Source organism: Flavobacterium sp. 20NA77.7, assembly GCF_031326205.1.
GTDB lineage: Bacteria > Bacteroidota > Bacteroidia > Flavobacteriales > Flavobacteriaceae > Flavobacterium > Flavobacterium nakdongensis.
In genome coordinates this window covers 1,750,365-1,765,374 of record NZ_CP133721.1, presented here as the reverse complement: position 1 = coordinate 1,765,374, position 15,010 = coordinate 1,750,365, and the positions used below count along the sequence as shown (strand labels likewise).

The following is a 15,010-nucleotide window of genomic DNA, read 5'->3' as shown; positions in this document are numbered from 1 at the left end:
GTTTGAATTATACTATTTTCACTTAATTTGCGTTTAGTATAATTATTAAAATAGTTTACGCTGTTAAATTTATATAAAAGTGATAGCGTTCTACGACTGCTAAAACGCATGTTTTTACAAATATGAAAAGAAGTGTTGTTTTATTATTATTTGCTTTTTACACTGTCTTTGCTCAGGATACAAAGGAAATTACGTTGCAATGGACACCAAAAAATGATTTTATTTTTGGGAGTATAAAATATGTTATACCTCAATTTCAAAGGGAAAATTTAGAGTATAATCCTTCGGAGAAAACACTATTTTTTGTCTCTAATTTTAAGACAGAACAATTAGTTTCAGAATTTAACTATCAAATTACAAATATTGTTTTTGAGCCTATTAATGTTGACGAGTTAACCGATTTAAATCTTTCTAAACTACCAAATGATATTAATTTTAAACTTAAATCTTCTTTTGCAAGAGAAGAGCCTATGGTTTTTTTAAGTTTTAATCCAATTGTAAAAGAGGGTGCTTTGTACAAAAAAGTAAAACAACTTACGCTTTCTTATACTACCAATCAGTTGTCTCGAAATGCCAATCAAAATAGTATTTCTGCCGTTCAAAATTCGGTTTTAGCTACTGGAAATTGGTTTCGATTTTATATTAAAAAATCGGGTATTTATAAAGTTTCTAAGACGTTTTTAAGAGAATTGGGCTTTGATGTAAATGTAGATCCTCGAAAAATTAAAATTTACGGGAATGGAGGTAGAATGTTGCCGTTACAGAACAATTTTAGTTATCCCAATGATTTAGAAGAAAATGCAATTTTATTTGCAGGGGAAAATGATGGGGTGTTTAATGATGAGGATTATATATTGTTTTATGCTGAGGGGGTTGATAATTGGAATACAGAAAGTTTAACCCATGAAAATTTGTATGCTGATAATTCTTATTATTATGTAACCTATGGTACTACAAATGGAAAGCGTATTCAAAATTATGTACAGCCCGCAGGAGCTTCAACACTTCAGCTAAATACTTATGATGGCTATGTATTTCATGAAACAGATTTAGTAAATCCAGGAAAAATTGGTAGGCGTTGGTTTGGTGAGGCTTTTGACTTAGATAATGATCAAACATTTTCTTTTGATTTGCTAAATTATATACCAGGTAGTAATGTCAATTTAACGGCTAATTTTTGTGCAATTTCCTTTGGTTCAACTTCCTTCAAAGTTAAAGCAAATGGTATAGATTTGGCTACATTGCCTATAAATACACTTACAGGAACATCGGGAGTTTTGGGATTTGAAAACATACTAAATCAATCATTTGTACCTTCGGGGAATACTGTTGCTATTAATTTGACTTATAACAATGGGGGAGTGCCTTCCTCAAAAGGTTATTTAGACTACATTACCTTAAAATACAATGCCTCTTTAAAAGGAATGGGAAAACAATTTAGATTTTCAAATGGGTTAGTGGAAACAAATATTGGGATAGGTGAATTTACAGTAGCTAATGCAACTTCGATTCAATCGGTTTGGGATATTACAGATATTTATAATGTTACTAAAATAGACAATAATCAGTCTACTTTAATTTTTAAAACAAATTTAGGGCAACCAAAAAAATTTATTGCACTTGATTTAAATGATGTTTATACTCCTTCAAAAGAAACGCTTACAAGGGTTGCTAATCAAAATCTAAAAGGAACTATTTTTCAAAATAGTCAAGGAAATTTTCAAGATATAGATTATTTAATTATTACGCCAAACGCTTTATTTAGTCAGGCTGAAAATTTAGCAGCACTACATCGTTCACAGCAAAATTTGAATACTAAAGTGGTAAGTCTTGAATCCATTTATCAAGAATTTGGAGGTGGCAAGCAAGATATTGCAGCGATTAGAAATTTTATAAAATATGTATATGCAAATGCCTCTACAGTTTCAAAAAGAGTAAAATATGTTAATCTTTTTGGCGATGCGTCTTATGATTATAAAGATCGAATTAGAAACAATACGAATATAGTTCCAATTTTTCATGGATTTTATCCCGCAAGTTCATTGGTTCAAAATAACAGCACTAATTTTTCATTATTTGCATCATTTATGTCCGATGATTTTTTTGTTATGATGGACGATAATGAAGGAGATATGCAAACCAATGTAGATGGCTTAGATATAGCTGTAGGGCGCATGTTGGTCTCTTCTAGTGAGCAAGCAGCCGAAATGGTTAATAAGGTGTATGAATATTATGATGAAAAATCATATGGAAGATGGCGTAACAATTTAGTTTACTATGCAGATGATCCCGATCCTTTTAAGTCAGGAGATTGGTTTTTGCAAAAAGATTTAAATGTTTTGGCCGATCAAGTTACATTGGCTAATCCTTTTTTCAATACAAAAAAAATATATACCGATGCATATACCCAAGAAGTTAGTGCGGGAGGTCCAAGGTATCCTCAGGCAAAAAAAGACTTTTTAGATGCGATTGAATTAGGTGCATTAGTCCTTAATTATTACGGACATGGAAACGAAGAAAGTTTTGCTATTGAACGTATTTTTGAAAAAGCTGATGCACAAGAGTTAAATAATAGGTATAAATATCCCTTATTTATAACGATTACGTGCGAGTTTACCCGTTTTGATGATCCTAGTAGACCCACAGGGGGTGAATATATGTATTGGAACAAATCAGGCGGGGCTATCTCAATGTTAGCAACAACGAGACAGATAGGGCAGTCAACAGGGATTCAGTTAAATGAAGATATCTATGATTATTTGTTTGCCATGCAAAATGGAGCCTATATCTCTATTGCCGAGGCATTACGAAAAGCTAAAATTTTACCTGGGTCAACAAATAGAAGGGTTGTTTTTTATATTGGCGACCCAGCACTTAAGTTAGCTATCCCGAAACCAAAAATAGTGCTTACTAAATTAAATGACCAACCTATTGCTACTACAACGGCAACGTTGCAAGCCCTTTCTTTGGTAAAGTTTTCAGGAGAGGTGGTTGATGAAAATAACACACTATTACCAAGCTATAATGGTGATTTAGCAGTACAAGTTTTTGATAAAAATTTAAATAGATTAACATTAGATAATGATAATGTTTCTGTGTTGTTAAATCAACCTAAATTAAATTTTGCTACATTAGGCGAAACTATTTATCGCGGGAATGCTTCTGTAACTAATGGTTTGTTTGAATTTAGTTTTGTGGTGCCACAAGATATACAAATTCCTTTGGGCACAGGAAGAATTAGTTTTTATGCAAAAAGTGTTCAACCTCAATTGCAAAATCAATCTGGGTATTCTAATCTAATTAAAGTAGGAGGCGTAAACTTAAACGCTCCTGCAGATACAACGCCACCAAAAGTTAAATTGTATATGAATGATACTAATTTTGTAAGCGGTGGAATTACAAATAATAGCCCTATATTTTTAGCTTTTTTAGAAGATGAACACGGCATTAATACAGCCAGTGGAATAGGTCATGACATTGTAGCTATTTTAGACAATGATGAAAATAATCCGTATGTTTTAAATGATTATTATGAAACTGAAAATAATGATTACACTAAAGGAAAAGTAACGTATCCTTTTAGAAATTTAGCCCCGGGATTGCATACAATTTTATTTAAGGCGTGGGATGTATACAATAATTTAATCACAGCAGAAATTCAGTTTGTTGTAGTAGGAAATGAAGAATTGGCGTTGACGCATGTGCTCAATTATCCTAATCCTTTTGTGAGCTATACCGAATTTTGGTTCAATCATAATAGGCCATTTGAATCCTTGGATGTTCAAGTACAAATTTTGACAGTTTCTGGTAAATTAGTTAAAACAATTAATCAAACGGTTCTTACAGATGGATTTCTATCTAGAGAAATTAAATGGGATGGTAAAGATGATTTTGGTGATAAAATTGGAAAAGGGGTTTATGTATATAAATTAACCGTTAAATCCACATTAACAGGAACAAAAACAGAAAAAATAGAAAAACTTGTAATACTATAATAAAATTGTATATTTGTTGGCTATACTTACAAAAAAGCCTATTGACAAAAATTACATCTGAAATTTAAAAACCAATCTATACAGATGAAGAATTTAATTAAACTAGTTATTTTTTTAGTAGCCATTCAATCAGCTACAGCACAAGACCGCGTAATAACTACCGGAGTACCTTTCTTATTAATTGCGGCAGATGCGCGTTCGGCGGGTATGGCAGATATGGGTGTAGCTTCTTCTGCAGATGCTTTTTCTCAACAATATAATCCGTCTAAATATGCTTTTTCTTCAAGAAAACAAGGGTTTTCGATGAGTTATACGCCATATTTAACAAGTATTGCAAATGATATTTCATTAGGACAAATCACGTATTTTAATAAAATAAATGAAAAAAGTGCTTTTGCAACTAGTTTACGTTATTTCGGGTTAGGAGATATTCAATTAACAGACAATACAGGTCAGGCATTAACAACCGTTAGTCCAAATGAGTTTGCTTTAGATTTATCTTATTCATTAAAGTTAAGTGAAACATTTGGTATGGGTGTAGCAGGCCGATACATTCGCTCTAATTTAAAAATTGCAACCTCAGATTCTGATGCTAAAGCCGCTTCAACTTTTGCAGTTGATGTATCGGGTTTATATCAATCTGAAGAAATGGCATTTGATGAATTTAACGGAAAATGGCGTTTTGGTTTCAATCTTCAAAATTTAGGACCTAAGATTTCATATGATAATGATTTGTTAAATGAGAATTTTATTCCAGCTAATTTAAGATTAGGAGGAAGTTTTGATTTCATATTTGATGAGTACAACAAAGTGAGTGTTATTGGTGAAACTACAAAGTTATTAGTACCTACTCCACAGGCTGTAACAGATTTAAATAATGATGGGGTAATAGATGCAAGTGATAAAGCAATTAATAATGAAAATTATAGAAAAATAGGTTGGGTTCAAGGTATATTTAAATCTTTTAATGATGCCCCAGATGGTATGAAAGAAGAATTCAAAGAGTTTACATGGGCATTGGGAGCAGAATATTGGTATCAAAATTCATTTGCTTTGCGAACAGGTTTTTTTCATGAAAGTCAAGAGAAAGGTGCTCGTAAATACATGACTTTAGGAGCTGGTTTCAAGTACAACACCGTTAAAGTAGATGTTTCTTATTTGTTCTCTGCATCAAAAGTGCGAAATCCTTTGGAAAACACCTTACGATTTTCGCTAACATTTAATTTTGGCGATTCATACGAAGACAATTAATAAAATAACAATATAATTAAAATCCAAATTCATTTTTTTTGAATTTGGATTTTTTTTCCCTTATAAAGAAAGTAATTAATATGAAAGAGCTAAAAGTTGAAACTAAATTAGTGGTGTTTGATTCCATTAATGAATTAAACAAGCAAGAGCAAGAGTGGATGTTAAAGGCTATAGAAGCTAGAAAAAAAGCGTATGCGCCTTATTCAAATTTTCAAGTTGGGGCAGCTTTAGTATTGGATAATCAAGTAGTGTTAGAAGGCTCTAACCAAGAAAATGCAGCTTATCCTTCTGGTTTATGTGCTGAACGCGTGGTAATTTTTTATGCGGGGGCTAATTATCCAACTAATAAAGTACAAAAAATGTTTATTTCGGCTTCCTCAATGGAAAAAGAATCTGTAACACCTATTCCACCTTGTGGAGCATGTCGACAGTCTATTGCAGAATATGAAATCAAGCAAGATTTAAATATTGAAATTTATTTTATGGGTGCAAAAGGAGCTGTATACAAATCCCATTCTTTGAAAAATTTATTACCATTCTTGTTTGATAAAGCTAATCTATAACGATTTCGTTAGAAAAAAAACGAATAAATTGCTAAAAATGTAAAATTTGACCCAATTTAATTTTTTCAATAAAAGTCTAAGTAGTATTTTTGTCGTTCGTAAATTTTAGAAACAAACTAAAAAATAAAACACTAATGAAACCAATTACCAAAGAAGTATACCTAAAATGGTATGAAGATATGCAGTTTTGGAGAAAATTCGAAGACAAATTAGCTGCATTATATATTCAACAAAAAGTAAGAGGATTTCTTCATTTATATAATGGACAAGAAGCAGTTTTAGCAGGAGCTTTACATGCTATGGATTTGTCTAAAGATAAAATGATTACGGCTTATAGAAATCACGTTCAGCCTATTGGTATGGGTGTGGATCCAAAAGCTGTTATGGCAGAATTGTTAGGTAAAGTAACAGGAACTTCAAAAGGTATGGGTGGTTCTATGCATATTTTCTCTAAAGAACATGGTTTTTATGGAGGACATGGAATTGTGGGTGCTCAAATTCCTGTAGGAGCAGGTATTGCTTTTGCAGATAAATATTTTGAAACAGGGGGTGTTACATTAACCTATTTTGGAGATGGTGCTGCACGTCAAGGTTCTTTGCACGAAGCATTTAATATGGCAATGAATTGGAAATTACCAGTGGTTTTTATTGTAGAGAACAATGGCTATGCTATGGGAACTTCTGTAGAAAGAACTGCAAATCATACAGATATTTGGAAATTAGGATTAGGATATGAAATGCCTTGTGGGCCCGTTGATGGAATGAATCCAATCAAAGTGGCAGAGGCAATGCATGAGGCTATTGAAAGAGCAAGAAAAGGAGAGGGGCCAACATTCCTAGAAATGAAAACGTACCGATACAGAGGACATTCAATGTCTGATGCACAATTGTACAGAACCAAAGAAGAAGTGGAAGAGTACAAAAAAATTGACCCAATTACACAAGTATTAGATATCATCAAAGAGAAAAAGTATGCCACTGAAGCAGAAATTGAAGCTATTGATCAACGTGTCGCAGATTTAGTTGCCGAATGTGAAAAATTTGCTGATGAGTCTCCATTCCCAGAAGTAAATCAATTATATGATGTGGTTTACGAACAAGAAAATTATCCATTTATTCCTCATAAATTATAAAAACTATGGCACAAATAATTACTATGCCCCGTTTGAGTGATACCATGACAGAAGGTGTTGTGGCTACATGGTTAAAAAAAGTGGGTGATACTATAAAATCAGGTGATATACTAGCTGAAATTGAAACAGATAAAGCTACGATGGAATTTGAATCATTCCATGACGGTGTTTTATTACACATAGGAATACATGAAGGAGAATCAGCTCCTGTAGACTCCTTATTAGCCATTATAGGTAAACAAGGTGAAGATATTACGGCTTTATTAGCTACAAGTAATACTCCTACTGAAACTAAAGAAGAAAAAGTTGTTGATGAAACCAAATCAGTAACATCGAGCGCAGTCGAGATACCAGCGGGTGTTAAAGTAGTAACTATGCCACGCTTAAGTGATACAATGACTACAGGAACTGTAGCTACATGGTTAAAAAAAGTAGGCGATATAGTTAAAGAAGGTGATATCTTGGCAGAGATTGAAACAGATAAAGCTACAATGGAATTTGAATCGTTTAACGCTGGTACATTATTGTACATAGGTGTTGAAGAAGGTGGTTCTGCTCCAGTAGATACAATATTAGCAATTTTAGGACCAGCAGGAACTGATGTTTCAGGAATTGCAGCAAATTATAAAGTAGGTGTTTCTGCTGAATCGCCAAAGGCAGCTGAGAAACAAGTTGTACAATCAGAAACAACTGCTAATTCTCAACTTTCAACTTCTAACACAGAGGGTAGAATATTTGTTTCACCTTTAGCTAAAAAAATTGCGCATGACAAAGGAATTAATTTAGCTCAAGTAAAAGGTTCAGGTGAAAACGGAAGAATTGTAAAAAGTGATGTAGAAAATTATTCTCCATCGGCAATTTCGTCTTCGCAAGCAGTAGCTGAAGCAACCAGCGCTGTTTCAATTGTTAAACCTTTTGTACCAGCAGGTGAAGTTTTCCAAGAGGAAATTAAAAATTCTCAAATGCGTAAAACCATTGCAAAAAGGTTGTCTGAGTCTAAATTTACAGCCCCTCATTATTATTTAACAATAGAGTTAGATATGGATCAGGCTATTGCATCAAGAAATATGATTAATGGTTTACCAGATACAAAAGTATCTTTTAATGATATGGTGATTAAAGCATCTGCTATGGCATTAAAAAAGCATCCACAAGTAAATTCGCAATGGAAAGAAGAAGCAATGGTTATTAATCATCATGTAAATATTGGTGTAGCAGTTGCTGTAGAAGACGGATTAGTGGTTCCTGTATTGAAATTTGCAGATCAAATGAGTTTAACTCAAATTGGAGCAACAGTTAAAGATATGGCAGGAAGAGCTAAGGCTAAGAAAATTCAGCCTAATGAAATGGAAGGCAGCACGTTTACGATTTCTAATTTGGGAATGTTTGGGATTCAATCTTTTACTTCAATTATTAATCAACCTAATTCAGCTATTTTATCTGTAGGTGCAATTATAGAGAAACCGGTTGTTAAAAATGGTCAAATAGTTGTAGGAAACACAATGACCGTTACTTTAGCATGTGATCACAGAACAGTTGATGGCGCAACAGGAGCTCAGTTTTTACAAACATTTAAAGCGTTTATGGAAAACCCAGTTACGATGTTAGCTTAATCATTTAAAAATTAATATATAAAATCCCGATTTAAGTCGGGATTTTTTTATTTTTACAAATCAATACAAATCACAAAAAATGAAACATATAATTATAATGCTACTTGGATTGAGTTTTTTAGGAAAGGCTCAAACAAGAATGCCAAACTATCAAGTTAAAGAAGAACAAGTGGCCAAAACGTTATCGTTTTTAACTTCGGATGAAAATTTAGGTAGGGAAGCAGGAACTAAAAAAATGGAACAGGTTGCCTCTTATTTAGAAAATATATGTAAAGAAAATAATATTCCTCCTTATTTTAAAACCTATAAAGACACGTTGTCTAACTTTAATTGGCCAGCCTATAATATTGTAGGCTATCTTGAGGGAAATGATGCTAAGCTAAAAAATGAGTTTGTTATCATTGGGGCACATTATGACCACATAGGCGTATTAAAAGGTGCGAATGTAGTAAAAGGTGATTCTATTGCAAATGGCGCGAATGACAATGCAGCAGGCTCAACAGCCGTATCAGAAGTATTGAAATATTTCGCAAAGGCAAAATCAAATAAAAGAAGTGTATTGTTTGTTTTCTTTTCTGCAGAAGAAAGAGGTTTGTTAGGTTCTAAACATTTGGCAGCCAAATTAAAACAACAAAATCTCAATTTGTATTTTATGTTTAATTATGAGATGATTGGTGTGCCAATGGTTAATAAAGATATGTTGCTTTATATAACAGGTTTTGGGAAAAGTAACATGGCTCAAAAAATGAATGAATATGCAGGAGAAAAACTAATAGGTTATATACCTGCAGAAACGCGATATGGATTGTTTAGAGCTTCGGATAATTATCCATTTTATTATGAATTTGATGTGCCTGCTCAAACGGTTTCAACTTTTGATTTTGAGAATTTTCAATTTTATCATCAACCTGACGATGAATTTGATCAAATGAATATTTCACATATTTCAAATGTAATAAACAAAACAATTCCTGTTTTAGAGAAAATGATTAATGCACCTGAAAAAGAAATCAAACTCAATGAAAAGTAAAAATATTGTCATAACAGGTACATCAAGAGGAATAGGGTATGAATTGGTATTGCTCTTTGCTAATGCGGGACATCAAGTTTTAGCACTTTCAAGAAAAACACCGCAAGAGTTGATAAATCATCCAAATGTTACTTGCTTAGCAGTTGATTTAACTAATGAATCGGAGTTAGAGCAAGTAAGTGGCTTTTTAGAAAAAACATGGAAAAAAGTAGATGTACTTATACATAATGCGGGAAGTTTATTGCATAAACCTTTTGAACAAATTACTTCTACCGAATTTATAAGAATCTATCAGGTTAATGTTTTTGCAGTGGCTAGTTTAACCCAAAAATGTATCCCTTTTATGTCTAAAAATAGCCATGTAGTTACCATAAGTTCAATGGGAGGCATACAAGGGAGTGTTAAATTTCCAGGTTTAGCAGCATATAGTTCAAGTAAAGGAGCTGTAATTACGCTTTCTGAACTATTAGCAGAAGAATACAAAGAACAAGGTATAGCGTTTAATGTACTCGCGCTTGGGGCAGTAAATACCGAAATGTTACAAGAAGCTTTTCCTGGTTATCAAGCACCCGTTTCTGCAAAAGAAATGGCTGATTATATTTATAATTTTGCATTAACAGGAAACACCTATTTTAATGGAAAAGTATTGCAAGTAAGTGCTTCAACGCCTTAACCTTTGTGAGACAGATATTTATTTACTGCTTCGCTTCTGTTTCGCACTTCTAATTTTTCATAGATATGTTGCGTAATTTTCTTAACAGAATCAATAGATAAGTTAATTTTATTTGCTATTTCTTTATTCAAAAAGCCTTCAGAAACTAACTCAAGTACATGACGCTCTTTCTCTGTTAGTAAATCAAATACAGGATTATTTTTAGTGTCTTTACTGCCGTTGTTTTGAAAGTAATTTTTTAATTCATCTAAGATGTCTGGTGTTATAGGGAATCCTCCTTTTGACAACGTAATAATTTCTTCTTCAATAGAATCAAAAGAGTTTTTCTTTACTAAATAACCATCTGCACCAGATTTTAATGCTTGTATTAAATTTTCATTTTCATGAACCGTAAGCACTAAAAATTTAGTGGCTTTGTGATTTTTTTTAAGGAGCGATATTGCTTCAATACCATTCATACCAGGTAAATCTATGTCCATGACAACAACATCTGGTGCTACAAATTCGAAATCGTTAATTAAAGATTCAGCAGTGCTATACATACCTACTAAGTCAATTTCTTTGGAGTTTTGTAGTACTAATTTCAATCCTTTATGGAAGACCATATTGTCTTCAACAAATACAACTTTTATCATATGTTTAATTTTATTTTTTAGAAGTAACGTTTGTTATCATTTACTAGTTTAGATCGTTTTTATTAGTTAGTATTTGTTTATTTAAAATTCTTATTAATGATTTTATAATTAAATATTTTTAAATGTAAATTCAAATGTGGTTCCTAAACTACTAGAAGAAATTATTCGTACATTTCCATTCATTTTTCTTGCGGCCATTTTTACACTCGATAGGCCTAAGCCTGTCCCTTCAATTTGGATACGCTGCTGTATTCTTACAAAGGGAGAAAAAATACGATCAAAATAGATAGGGTCAATCCCAATTCCATTGTCTGAAACTAAGATTTTGACTTCAAATTCACTTTTAGTAACTAAAATATCAATCTTTTTTTCAACGTTGTTGTTGTATTTTAATCCATTTGTAAGTAAATTTTCTAATATGATAATAAAACAAAAATCATTAGCCGTAACATAAAAATCGTCACACGTAATTCTAATAGTTGCTGCTTCAAATTTTTTAGTTACAATATTAGTAATAAAAGTAATTTTTTCTAAAATATTGAATCGTGTTTTAGCATTTGTTTCTGTAATAATTTTAGTGTATGTGGTTAAGTTTTCTACATACATTTGTGATAATGTAATACTATTAATAATAAGTTCTTCATACTCATATTCGTTTTCTTGATGTATACCAGAAATACAATTTGTGTGTAATTTTTTTATAAAATCATTTGCCACATAAATAGGTGTTTTTAATGAATGTAATGCTGCGACATTTAATTGCTCTATTTCTGAATTGAGTTTTTTTATGGATTTATTACTCTTAAAAAGTTTAGCTTTATTTTTTAAATATTTTTTATCTTTTTGATGATTTATGTAAGTGGCAATACCGTTAATACCTAAGAATAAAAAAATAAAAAAGATAAAATTTGAAAAAACATTATTATCAACTAGTGGTAATTCATTAAAGAGATGTTCTTTAAAATGTACTAAAAAGATAAACCCTAACGATTGTATGGTTAATATGGTGATGTAAAGGTAATTTTTTGATGAAAACAGTATGTTTATGGTATAAATCATAATAAAAAAAATAAAAATGTATATTTCATTCTTTTTAAAAAATAAACACACAATTAACACTATTAGATTTAATATAGATAAAGTAACAAGTTTGAATCCATAAAGATATTTAACGTTATTGATAAACAAGCTTGACATCATTACAATTGAAGTTATAAAATATAGATAACCATCTGTGTAAACACCAAGTAATACATGATAGATAGAAGCGAGTAAAAACACTAAGGCGCTAAACATTCCAATGCTATTTTTTTTAATAATAAAGTCATTAAAATTTTTCGAATTAGTTGTCTTAGTACCCGTTAATGAGTAGCTAATAAATAAATCTATTATTTTTATACGTATATTTTTAAGCATGATAAATTGCTGTTTGATCAGGGTATTTAAAAAAATAGAGTATAATAATTAAATCATTATTTATATCAAATTTATAATGAACTTGTATGCCTAATACATTTATTATTTTTGAATTTGAAGGGACGATTTCTGTTGGATATTCTTGTGGTTTAGTTTCAATGTAGATGTTATTTGGGTGGTATTTTTTTGTAAATCCTTCTATAATGTCTAAAACAAAAAAATAATATAAATCGTAATGAATATTAAGCCTAAAAATATCTGTATTTCTTAGATGCACATGCTTAAATTTTTTTTGAATAATTTGCGATGTTATCTCGTTAATTTCATGTGTTTTATAAGTTAATAATAAAGATGTTTTGTCTTTTGAAAATTGATAATTAATGACTTCTTCTATTTTATTGTTTAACGTATTTAATCTACTATAGTAAACGTCTATTTTTTCAAACTCTTTAATTCGATTATTAATTTCTTGACGATATTGATTAAATAAATTACTATAAGAAGTGAAATAGCTATTTAATAAACTTGAACTAATTGAAACCAATTTTCTCTTATTAATATTGTCATGCTTTATTTTTAAATTATTTTCATACAGTCTTGTATTTAATAAATTGTATTTGTTTTCGCGATAATGTTGGTAACTCGTATGAAAATAAATGTAAGTAAATAAGAAAACAATGAAATCAATTATACTGATTAAATTCATATCAGCAATTTTTTCTTTAGGTAGTAATTGAAGATTAGGTAGATAATTTTTATAAGGTGTTAAGGCAATGAAAAAAAGAATAAAACATTGAATAATAAAAAATAGTTTTTGCTTTGTTTCTTTTTCATTAAAAATTAAGGTACTATATAAGATAACTAAAAAAAAATAAAGAGTAAATACGGTATCAAAACTAAATATACATAATACAAACACAATGAATAAAATGAATGATTGAATGATGACAATTTTACTAAGTAATATTTTATTTTTATAGTTAAGTAATAAGGCAAAAGAAATTAATACAAATGATAAAAAAATAAACCCTAATTGATAGTAAAATTGATAAATTGTCAGCAAAATACCATACAAGAAAATGTTGAGAAAAACTAACAATAAAAAAGTATTGTAAATTTGAATGTTTTTTTTCTCGTTAAAATTTTCTACGCTAAAAATACCATAGTTGATAATTCGTAGAAATTTATATTTTAAGTACAGCTTCATTTTTAACGTATTGTCTTACAAAAATATAAAAAAACATGTAACCCAAAGCTTTTTTACACTAAAGTGCCAAAAATCTTTATACCAAAGTGTTTTTGTAAGATTTTATAGCACTAAATATCTTTTCTAATATTGCATAATTATCTTAAAGGTTACTTCTTTTCTACGCATTTATATGTTATTTTGTAATGAGAATAAAAGCTTATTATAAATCAAAATAATAGGTTAGTAGGAACTCTAATTCTTCGATTATGATAAAGTTAGTAGTGTTTACGTGTTTGGTTACAAATATTTTGTTTGCACAAGAAGAAAATAAAATAGTAACCTATAATTATGGTAAAAATGGGTTAGAATTAATTGTTAAACAAGATGATGGGACAACTATTTTAATTAGCACATACAATTCGCGTCCTGCTATTAAAGATGAAATTGCGTTACATGTTTTGGAATATTTTGATGAAAAAAAACCAAGTTCAGGAAGTAAAATTAAAGTTGAAGCAGCAACCGCAGTTGTTGATGGAACAATAAAAATTGTATATAAAGATAAATTAACAGCCATTGACTTTTATTATGAAAGCGTTAATTGGTTTAAAAAAAGAATCACAGAAGTTTATGTTGATCCGCAAAGCATAAAATAATGTGATACTATTGTAGAATAAATACGTTCTTATCTTATTGTTTTCTGGTTGAAAATAAATTAATATCAATCAAAATAGCATCTCAAACCTTATGGTTGCCCCAAAATTTCTATCGCTATTTTGTTTAAAAAAGAATTAATTTATGAATAAAACAAAAAAACAATTATTTTTACTGCAAGTTACGGGTAGAATATATGGGCATCATTAGAGTAAATTTTGTTAGTTAGTCGGTATGAGTGAAGTTTTACACAAATATCTACCCGAGCATGCGGTTATTCCTTGTTTTGAATTAATCAAAATGAATCACGTGCATCTTAAAATTGTTAAAGAACGACAAACGAGACACGGAGACTATAGAAGACATCCTGATGGATTTCACCAAATTACTGTTAATGCAAGCTTAAATAAATACCGTTTCTTAATTACCCTAATTCATGAAATAGCACATCTTGTAGCTTTTGAAAAATATGGCAGAACTATTTTGCCTCATGGTCCCGAATGGAAACATACGTTCCAACGGTTAATGATTCCATTTATCAATCCTCAAATTTTTCCTCATCAATTACTACCACTTTTAGCTCGACATTTTAAAAATCCAAAAGCCAGTAGCGATACAGATGCTACTCTTGCTTTGGCTTTAAAACAATTTGATGAAAGAGATACAGAGAAAAATTATATTTTTGAAATTCCGTATGGTAGTGTATTTCGATTTAAGAATGGCAAGGTATTTAAAAAAATAGCCATCAGAGTAAAACGATACGAATGTATGGAAGTACAAACAGGTAAAATGTATCTTTTTAACCCAAATGCTGAGGTAGAACTTCTGCCAAGTTAAAAATACTTTGTAACTTTACACCTT

At 30.5% G+C, this 15,010-nt stretch carries 12 protein-coding genes; 9 read left to right on the top strand and 3 right to left on the bottom strand.

Annotated features, from left to right (window positions below; all coding sequences use genetic code 11):
* Positions 1-122: 122 nt before the first annotated feature.
* The 7 genes from porU (at position 123) to RF683_RS07805 (ending at position 10,258) form a co-directional block, all read left to right on the top strand.
* Positions 123-3,995, top strand: a complete 3,873-nt coding sequence (gene porU / locus RF683_RS07835; RefSeq protein WP_309531772.1) for a type IX secretion system sortase PorU — start codon at positions 123-125, stop codon at positions 3,993-3,995.
* A gap of 84 nt (positions 3,996-4,079) precedes the next feature.
* Positions 4,080-5,246: a type IX secretion system outer membrane channel protein PorV gene (gene porV / locus RF683_RS07830; RefSeq protein ID WP_309531771.1), complete on the top strand. Its 1,167-nt coding sequence runs from the start codon at positions 4,080-4,082 to the stop codon at positions 5,244-5,246.
* Between the two features lie 80 nt (positions 5,247-5,326).
* The gene (gene cdd / locus RF683_RS07825; protein WP_309531770.1) at positions 5,327-5,809 is read left to right on the top strand and encodes a cytidine deaminase; all 483 of its coding nucleotides are present in this window, start codon (positions 5,327-5,329) and stop codon (positions 5,807-5,809) included.
* Between the two features lie 134 nt (positions 5,810-5,943).
* Positions 5,944-6,942 (top strand): pyruvate dehydrogenase (acetyl-transferring) E1 component subunit alpha, encoded by a 999-nt coding sequence (gene pdhA, locus RF683_RS07820; protein WP_309531769.1) that lies wholly within the window; start codon positions 5,944-5,946, stop codon positions 6,940-6,942.
* 5 nt (positions 6,943-6,947) lie between these two features.
* On the top strand, positions 6,948-8,555 hold the full coding sequence (locus RF683_RS07815) for a 2-oxo acid dehydrogenase subunit E2 (RefSeq protein ID WP_309531768.1): 1,608 nt from the start codon (positions 6,948-6,950) through the stop codon (positions 8,553-8,555).
* Between the two features lie 79 nt (positions 8,556-8,634).
* Positions 8,635-9,585: a M20/M25/M40 family metallo-hydrolase gene (locus RF683_RS07810; protein WP_309531767.1), complete on the top strand. Its 951-nt coding sequence runs from the start codon at positions 8,635-8,637 to the stop codon at positions 9,583-9,585.
* A complete protein-coding gene (locus RF683_RS07805; RefSeq protein ID WP_309531766.1) occupies positions 9,575-10,258 on the top strand; it encodes an SDR family NAD(P)-dependent oxidoreductase in 684 nt (227 codons plus the stop codon). The genes RF683_RS07810 and RF683_RS07805 overlap by 11 nt, the downstream gene beginning before the upstream one ends.
* Here the strand turns inward: RF683_RS07805 and RF683_RS07800 are convergent.
* From RF683_RS07800 to RF683_RS07790, 3 genes are all read right to left on the bottom strand, one after another.
* On the bottom strand, positions 10,255-10,893 hold the full coding sequence (locus RF683_RS07800) for a response regulator transcription factor (RefSeq protein ID WP_309531765.1): 639 nt from the start codon (positions 10,891-10,893) through the stop codon (positions 10,255-10,257). The genes RF683_RS07805 and RF683_RS07800 overlap by 4 nt on opposite strands.
* A gap of 108 nt (positions 10,894-11,001) precedes the next feature.
* A complete protein-coding gene (locus RF683_RS07795; RefSeq protein ID WP_309531764.1) occupies positions 11,002-11,952 on the bottom strand; it encodes a sensor histidine kinase in 951 nt (316 codons plus the stop codon).
* Positions 11,953-12,301: 349 nt separating this feature from the next.
* Entirely contained in the window at positions 12,302-13,015 is a 714-nt protein-coding gene (locus tag RF683_RS07790; protein ID WP_309531763.1) for a hypothetical protein, read from the bottom strand.
* A gap of 749 nt (positions 13,016-13,764) precedes the next feature.
* Between RF683_RS07790 and RF683_RS07785 the strand changes: the two genes are divergently transcribed.
* Positions 13,765-14,151 (top strand): hypothetical protein, encoded by a 387-nt coding sequence (locus RF683_RS07785; protein WP_309531762.1) that lies wholly within the window; start codon positions 13,765-13,767, stop codon positions 14,149-14,151.
* 232 nt (positions 14,152-14,383) lie between these two features.
* Positions 14,384-14,986: a SprT-like domain-containing protein gene (locus RF683_RS07780; protein ID WP_309531761.1), complete on the top strand. Its 603-nt coding sequence runs from the start codon at positions 14,384-14,386 to the stop codon at positions 14,984-14,986.
* Positions 14,987-15,010 lie beyond the last annotated feature (24 nt).

Coding starts and splice junctions, on each gene's coding strand:
- porU (WP_309531772.1), top strand. CDS start 123: ATGAAAAGAAGTGTTGTTTTATTATTATTTGCTTTTTACACTGTCTTT.
- porV (WP_309531771.1), top strand. CDS start 4,080: ATGAAGAATTTAATTAAACTAGTTATTTTTTTAGTAGCCATTCAATCA.
- cdd (WP_309531770.1), top strand. CDS start 5,327: ATGAAAGAGCTAAAAGTTGAAACTAAATTAGTGGTGTTTGATTCCATT.
- pdhA (WP_309531769.1), top strand. CDS start 5,944: ATGAAACCAATTACCAAAGAAGTATACCTAAAATGGTATGAAGATATG.
- RF683_RS07815 (WP_309531768.1), top strand. CDS start 6,948: ATGGCACAAATAATTACTATGCCCCGTTTGAGTGATACCATGACAGAA.
- RF683_RS07810 (WP_309531767.1), top strand. CDS start 8,635: ATGAAACATATAATTATAATGCTACTTGGATTGAGTTTTTTAGGAAAG.
- RF683_RS07805 (WP_309531766.1), top strand. CDS start 9,575: ATGAAAAGTAAAAATATTGTCATAACAGGTACATCAAGAGGAATAGGG.
- RF683_RS07800 (WP_309531765.1), bottom strand. CDS start 10,893: ATGATAAAAGTTGTATTTGTTGAAGACAATATGGTCTTCCATAAAGGA.
- RF683_RS07795 (WP_309531764.1), bottom strand. CDS start 11,952: ATGATTTATACCATAAACATACTGTTTTCATCAAAAAATTACCTTTAC.
- RF683_RS07790 (WP_309531763.1), bottom strand. CDS start 13,015: ATGAATTTAATCAGTATAATTGATTTCATTGTTTTCTTATTTACTTAC.
- RF683_RS07785 (WP_309531762.1), top strand. CDS start 13,765: ATGATAAAGTTAGTAGTGTTTACGTGTTTGGTTACAAATATTTTGTTT.
- RF683_RS07780 (WP_309531761.1), top strand. CDS start 14,384: ATGAGTGAAGTTTTACACAAATATCTACCCGAGCATGCGGTTATTCCT.